Annotated in this window: 4 protein-coding genes; 3 read left to right on the forward strand and 1 reads right to left on the reverse strand. The window is 70.2% G+C overall.

Features of this window, described 5'->3' with window-relative positions:
• Together hisD and ACFR9S_RS15225 are read left to right on the forward strand one after the other, a co-directional pair.
• On the forward strand, nt 1-824 hold an 824-nt coding region (hisD, locus tag ACFR9S_RS15220), incomplete at its 5' end, for a histidinol dehydrogenase (protein ID WP_379818990.1).
• The gene (locus tag ACFR9S_RS15225) at nt 825-1,586 is read left to right on the forward strand and encodes a class I SAM-dependent methyltransferase (protein ID WP_379818991.1); all 762 of its coding nucleotides are present in this window, start codon (nt 825-827) and stop codon (nt 1,584-1,586) included.
• Nucleotides 1,587-1,677: 91 nt separating this feature from the next.
• Here the strand turns inward: ACFR9S_RS15225 and ACFR9S_RS15230 are convergent, their stop codons facing one another.
• Nucleotides 1,678-3,057: a hemolysin family protein gene (locus ACFR9S_RS15230; RefSeq protein WP_379732136.1), complete on the reverse strand. Its 1,380-nt coding sequence runs from the start codon at nt 3,055-3,057 to the stop codon at nt 1,678-1,680.
• A gap of 149 nt (nt 3,058-3,206) precedes the next feature.
• Here ACFR9S_RS15230 and ACFR9S_RS15235 point away from each other — a divergent pair, with 149 nt between their 5' ends.
• Nucleotides 3,207-4,523: an NAD(P)/FAD-dependent oxidoreductase gene (locus ACFR9S_RS15235; protein ID WP_379732137.1), complete on the forward strand. Its 1,317-nt coding sequence runs from the start codon at nt 3,207-3,209 to the stop codon at nt 4,521-4,523.
• Nucleotides 4,524-4,759 lie beyond the last annotated feature (236 nt).

The raw sequence follows: 4,759 nt of genomic DNA on the forward strand, positions 1-4,759 counted from the left end.
CCGACGCGGTGTACTCCGTCGGGGGCGCGCAGGCGATCGGCGCGCTCGCGTACGGCACCGAGACCGTCGACGCGGTCCAGAAGATCGTCGGCCCGGGCAACCCCTGGGTCACCGCCGCGAAGGCGGAGGTCCGCGGCGAGGTCGAGATCGACTTCCTCGCGGGCCCGAGCGAGATCCTCGTGCTGGCCGACGACACCGCCGACCCAGAGTTCGTCGCCGCCGACCTGCTCGCACAGGCCGAACACGACCCCGAGGCCAGCGTCGTCGCCGTCACCGACGACGCCGCGTTCGCCGAGGAGGTCGTCGACGCGACCGAGCGACAGCTCGCCGAGCGCGAGCGCGCGGAGACGATCCGCGAGGTGCTCGACGCCGACGCCTCGGGCGTGCTCGTCGCGCGCTCGATGCCCGAGGCGGTGCTGTTCGCCGAGGAGTACGCCGCCGAACACCTCTCGATTCAGGCCGAGAACCCCGAGGCGCTGCTCGACCGCATCGACAACGCGGGCAGCGTGTTCCTCGGCCCGTACGCGCCGGTCGCGGCCGGCGACTACGCCACCGGTACGAACCACGTGCTCCCGACCGGCGGCGGCGCGAAGGTCCACGGCGGCCTCTCGGTGGACGAGTTCCTGCGCTCCTCGACGGTCCAGCGCCTCAATCGCGACGCGCTCGACGACCTCGCGGGGACAGTCACCACGCTGGCCGAGGCGGAGGGACTGGAGGCCCACGCCGAGAGCGTCCGCGTCCGGCTACAGGACGACGCCGACAGCGCAGAGGACACGCCCGGCGACAGCACCGACGATGCCGGCCGCGCCGGGGACGACGCGTAGATGCCCCGTCCCGCGGCACCGACGTTCCCGGACGCCTGCGAGCGCCTGCTTCGCGACCCCGACGGCGAGCACTCGCTGTACACCACGCTCGCGCCCGTCTTCGACCGACTGACCGACGAGGAGCGCGTCGCCGGCGACTTCGAGGCGGTGCGGGCGTTCGCGCCCGAGTCCGGCGACGTCCTCGAACTCGGCTGCGGCGTCGGCGCGCTGCTCGCCCACCTCGACGACCGCTTCGACCGCGTGCTCGGCGTCGACAGCCACCACGACCTGCTCCGCTTCACGGCCCACCGCGCCCCCGACGCGGACGTGGCGGTCGGCGACCCGCTCGATCCGCCGACCGACGCGTCGTTCGACCTCGTGGTCGCGATGGCTGGCCCCGCGGCCCCGCCGGTAGTCGACGATCCCGCCGACCTGATCGAGGCCGCGGCCGACCGACTCGCTCCCGAGGGGACGCTCCTCCTCCGTGCGGTTACCGACGCCGACGCCGTCCGCGACGCCGTCGAGTCCGTGGGCGTGCTGACCGGGAGCGGCTACCGGATGGAGCGCTCGGTGACCGACCTCCCGACAGGTGGCGGGAGCGACCTCCGGATGGGCTACCGCGCGACCGACGAGGACAGCGGCGACACCGCGACGACGAGCGAGACGATCACGGTCCCGGTCCACGACGCCGAGTCGCTCCGGGCGGCGGCGGAAGGGGTCGGGCTGCAGGACGTGCGACTCGTCGACGGCTCCGGGACGACGCTGTTGGTCGCCCGAGCCTGACGCTCGATTTCTGGCGCGAAATTCTCAAGAACAGTCTCACTGCCGTCGACATAGAGGGGCAACAGTCGACCGAAGGATCGTCGCTCAGTGACTACTCCGAACGCTCCTCGGACTCCGAATCCTCTTCGGACGCCGAGGGTTCCTCCGACTCCGGAGCGTCGTCCGAGCCGTCGCGCTCGCGGATCCGCAGCGTCGCGATCCGCGTCCCGTCGACGTCGGTCACCTCGGCGACGTGGCCCTCGATCTCGACGCTGTCGCCGTGTTCGGGCGCGCGGTCCAGCCGGCTGAGCACGAGGCCGCCGATCGTCTCGACGCCCTCGTGGTCGAACTCGGTCCCGAGCACGTCGTTCACCGCCGTGATCGCGACGCCGCCGTCCGCGTCGATCCCGCCCCCGGAGCGCCGGTGGATCGACGGCTCGGCCTCGTCGAACGTGTCCGTGAGGTCGCCGACGACGGCCTCCACGATGTCCTCGACCGTGGCGATCCCCTCGAGCGACCCCCACTCGTCGATCACCGCGGCCATCTGCTGGCTGTCGTCTCGGAACTGCGCCAGCAGGTCGTCGATCGACGTGGTCTCCGGGACGACGATGACCTCGCGGGCGAGGTCGCCGGCCGTGCCCGTCGGCTCGTCGCCGTCGATCGCGCGCAGCACGTCCTTCACGTCGACGAAGCCGACCACCTGTGTCGGGTCGTCGGCCTCGACGACCGGGTAGCGCGTGTGGCGCGACTCCTCGACGATGGTCCGGAGTTCGTCGAGCGACGCGTCGGCCGGAACGCTCACCACGTCCGGCAGCGGCACCATCACCTCCCGGACTGCGGTGTCGTCGAGTTCGAACACGCGCTCGATCATCGCGACCTCGGTCACGTCGATGTCGCCTTCCTCGCCGGAGCGTGCGAGCACGCGTCGGATCTCCCGTTCGCCCAGCGTCTCGTCGGACTCCGAGGCCGGCGCGACGCCGAGCAGCCCCGTGAACGCGTTGGCGGCGCCGTTGAACACGACGATCCCGGGGTAGAACAGCAGGTAGAACAGCTTCATCGGCGGCGCGAGCAGCAGCGAGATCCGCTCGGTCCGGGCGATCGCGAACGTCTTGGGCGCGAGTTCGCCAAACACGACGTGGAGGAACGTGATGATCGAGAAGCCGATCGCCAGCGCGACGAGGTGGACCAACGTCGGCGGCAGCACCGACCCCAGCACCGGCTCCAGCAGCGACGCGATCGCGGGCTCGCCGGCCCACCCCAGCCCCAGCGAGGCGAGGGTGATCCCCAACTGCGTCACGGCGAGGTAGTTGTCGAGGTCCGTCATCACGTCCTGCAGCGCGCCCGCGCCGGTGCGTCCCTCCTCGACCAGCTGCTCGACCGAGGTGGCTCGCACCCGCACGAACGCGAACTCCGCGGCGACGAACAGGCCGTTCAACGCGACGAGCAACAGCGCGACGAGCAGCCGGCCGACCGAGAGCGCGACGTCTACCATCGCCCCGGGGAGCCGGCGGCGGTCGTCTGCGACGAGTCCATACTGGACTGTCCGGCGCTGGCGGCAAAAAGCATCCCCCGCGGTCGGCGGCAGTAGCCGTCGCCTGCGGACCGGGAGGGTTTTCCTGTGCAGCCATCCTCTTCACATCCATGTACCACGTCGTCGGCGGCGGGATCGCCGGCCTCGCGGCCGCGTACAGCCTCCAGCAGCGCGGCCACGAGGTCCGGATCCTCGAGGGAAGCGACGAGCTCGGCGGGCTCGCGGCCAGCTACGAGACCGCGGGCGACCCGATCGAGAAGTTCTACCACCACCTCTCGAAGTCCGAGGAGACGATCGTAAAGCTCGCGGACGAACTGGGCGTCGGCGACCGGATCGAGTGGCGGCTGGGGAAGAACGCCTACTTCGTCGACGGCGAGGCCCACCCGATGGACACCCCGTGGGAGATCCTCGCGTACCCGCACATGAACCTCTACGACATCTTCCGGCTGGGGATGCTCACGCTGGAGATCGACGTACGTGGCGGGGTCCCGACGTTCGACACGTACGACGACCTCGCCGAGTTCGAGGACGTGCCGATCAAGGAGTTCCTGCTCGAACACACCACCCGCGGGGTGTACGAGAATTTCTTCGAACCCCTGCTCGACGCGAAGTTCGGCGACCGCAAGGAGGACGTGAGCGCGGCGTGGCTGCTCGGCCGGATCAAGTTCCGCGGCGAGCGTGACCTGCTCCGCGGCGAGATCCTCGGCTACCCCGAGGGCGGCTTCGAGGCGCTGCTCGACCCGCTGATCGACGCCGTCGGCCGCGACACCGTCCAGACCGACACCCGCGTCACCGACCTCGGGATCGAGGACGGCGCGGTCGAGACCGTGACGACCGAGTCCGGCGGCGAGACCACCACCCACGACACCGAGGGCGTCGTGGTCGCGACGATGCCCAATGTGCTGGAAGAGCTGACGGGCTACACCTGCGAGATCGACTTTCAGGGTGCGGTGTGTGCGGTCGTGACGATGGACCGCCCGCTGACTGACACGTACTGGCTCAACATCGCCGACGACGCCCCCTTCGGCGCGCTGATCGAGCACACCAACTTCGTGCCGCCGGAGCGCTACGGCGGGCAGCACCTCCTCTACGTCGCTTCCTACGTCCAGAGCGACGACGAGTGGCTCGCGACGGCCGACGACGAGGAGATCGAGGCGGAGTGGCTCGACGCGATTGAGGGGATGTACCCCGAGTTCAGTCGGGAGCACGTCGAGGAGTTCCGGCTGGCCAAGGCGCCGCGGGCCGCGCCGATCTACGAGCGCGGGTATCTGGACATGGTGGTGCCGTACGATCTGGCCGAGGACGTGGCCGAGGGACTCTACTACGCCGGGATGGCCAGCGAGGCGCAGTACCCCGAGCGCAGCCTCGACGGGGGCATCGTCGCCGGCTTCGAGTGTGCGAAGCGGATCGACCGGAAGGCGGACTGATTCTCTATCGGGACCGTGACTGTACCGGCGACGGTCGCATTATCGGGTGGCCATTTCGACGACTGTGTCTCGACTGTTGCCGATTGAGACCGCGACCGCGAACAGCGACAGTGGCTCGATCGTTGACCACTTGTGACCGCACCGCCCCGCACAGCCCTCACACCTCCCCAGCCGACTCACTCGCTCACGTCCGTTCGCTCGTTGCGCGCTCATTCGCGCACGGAGGCGCTCACGTC

Origin of the sequence: Halolamina salina (assembly GCF_042678005.1) — an archaeon.
GTDB lineage: Archaea > Halobacteriota > Halobacteria > Halobacteriales > Haloferacaceae > Halolamina > Halolamina salina.

What these genes read in the sequence shown, in the direction of transcription:
- ACFR9S_RS15225 (WP_379818991.1), top strand. Translation starts at nt 825, where the DNA reads ATGCCCCGTCCCGCGGCACCGACGTTCCCGGACGCCTGCGAGCGCCTG.
- ACFR9S_RS15230 (WP_379732136.1), bottom strand. Translation starts at nt 3,057, where the DNA reads ATGGTAGACGTCGCGCTCTCGGTCGGCCGGCTGCTCGTCGCGCTGTTG.
- ACFR9S_RS15235 (WP_379732137.1), top strand. Translation starts at nt 3,207, where the DNA reads ATGTACCACGTCGTCGGCGGCGGGATCGCCGGCCTCGCGGCCGCGTAC.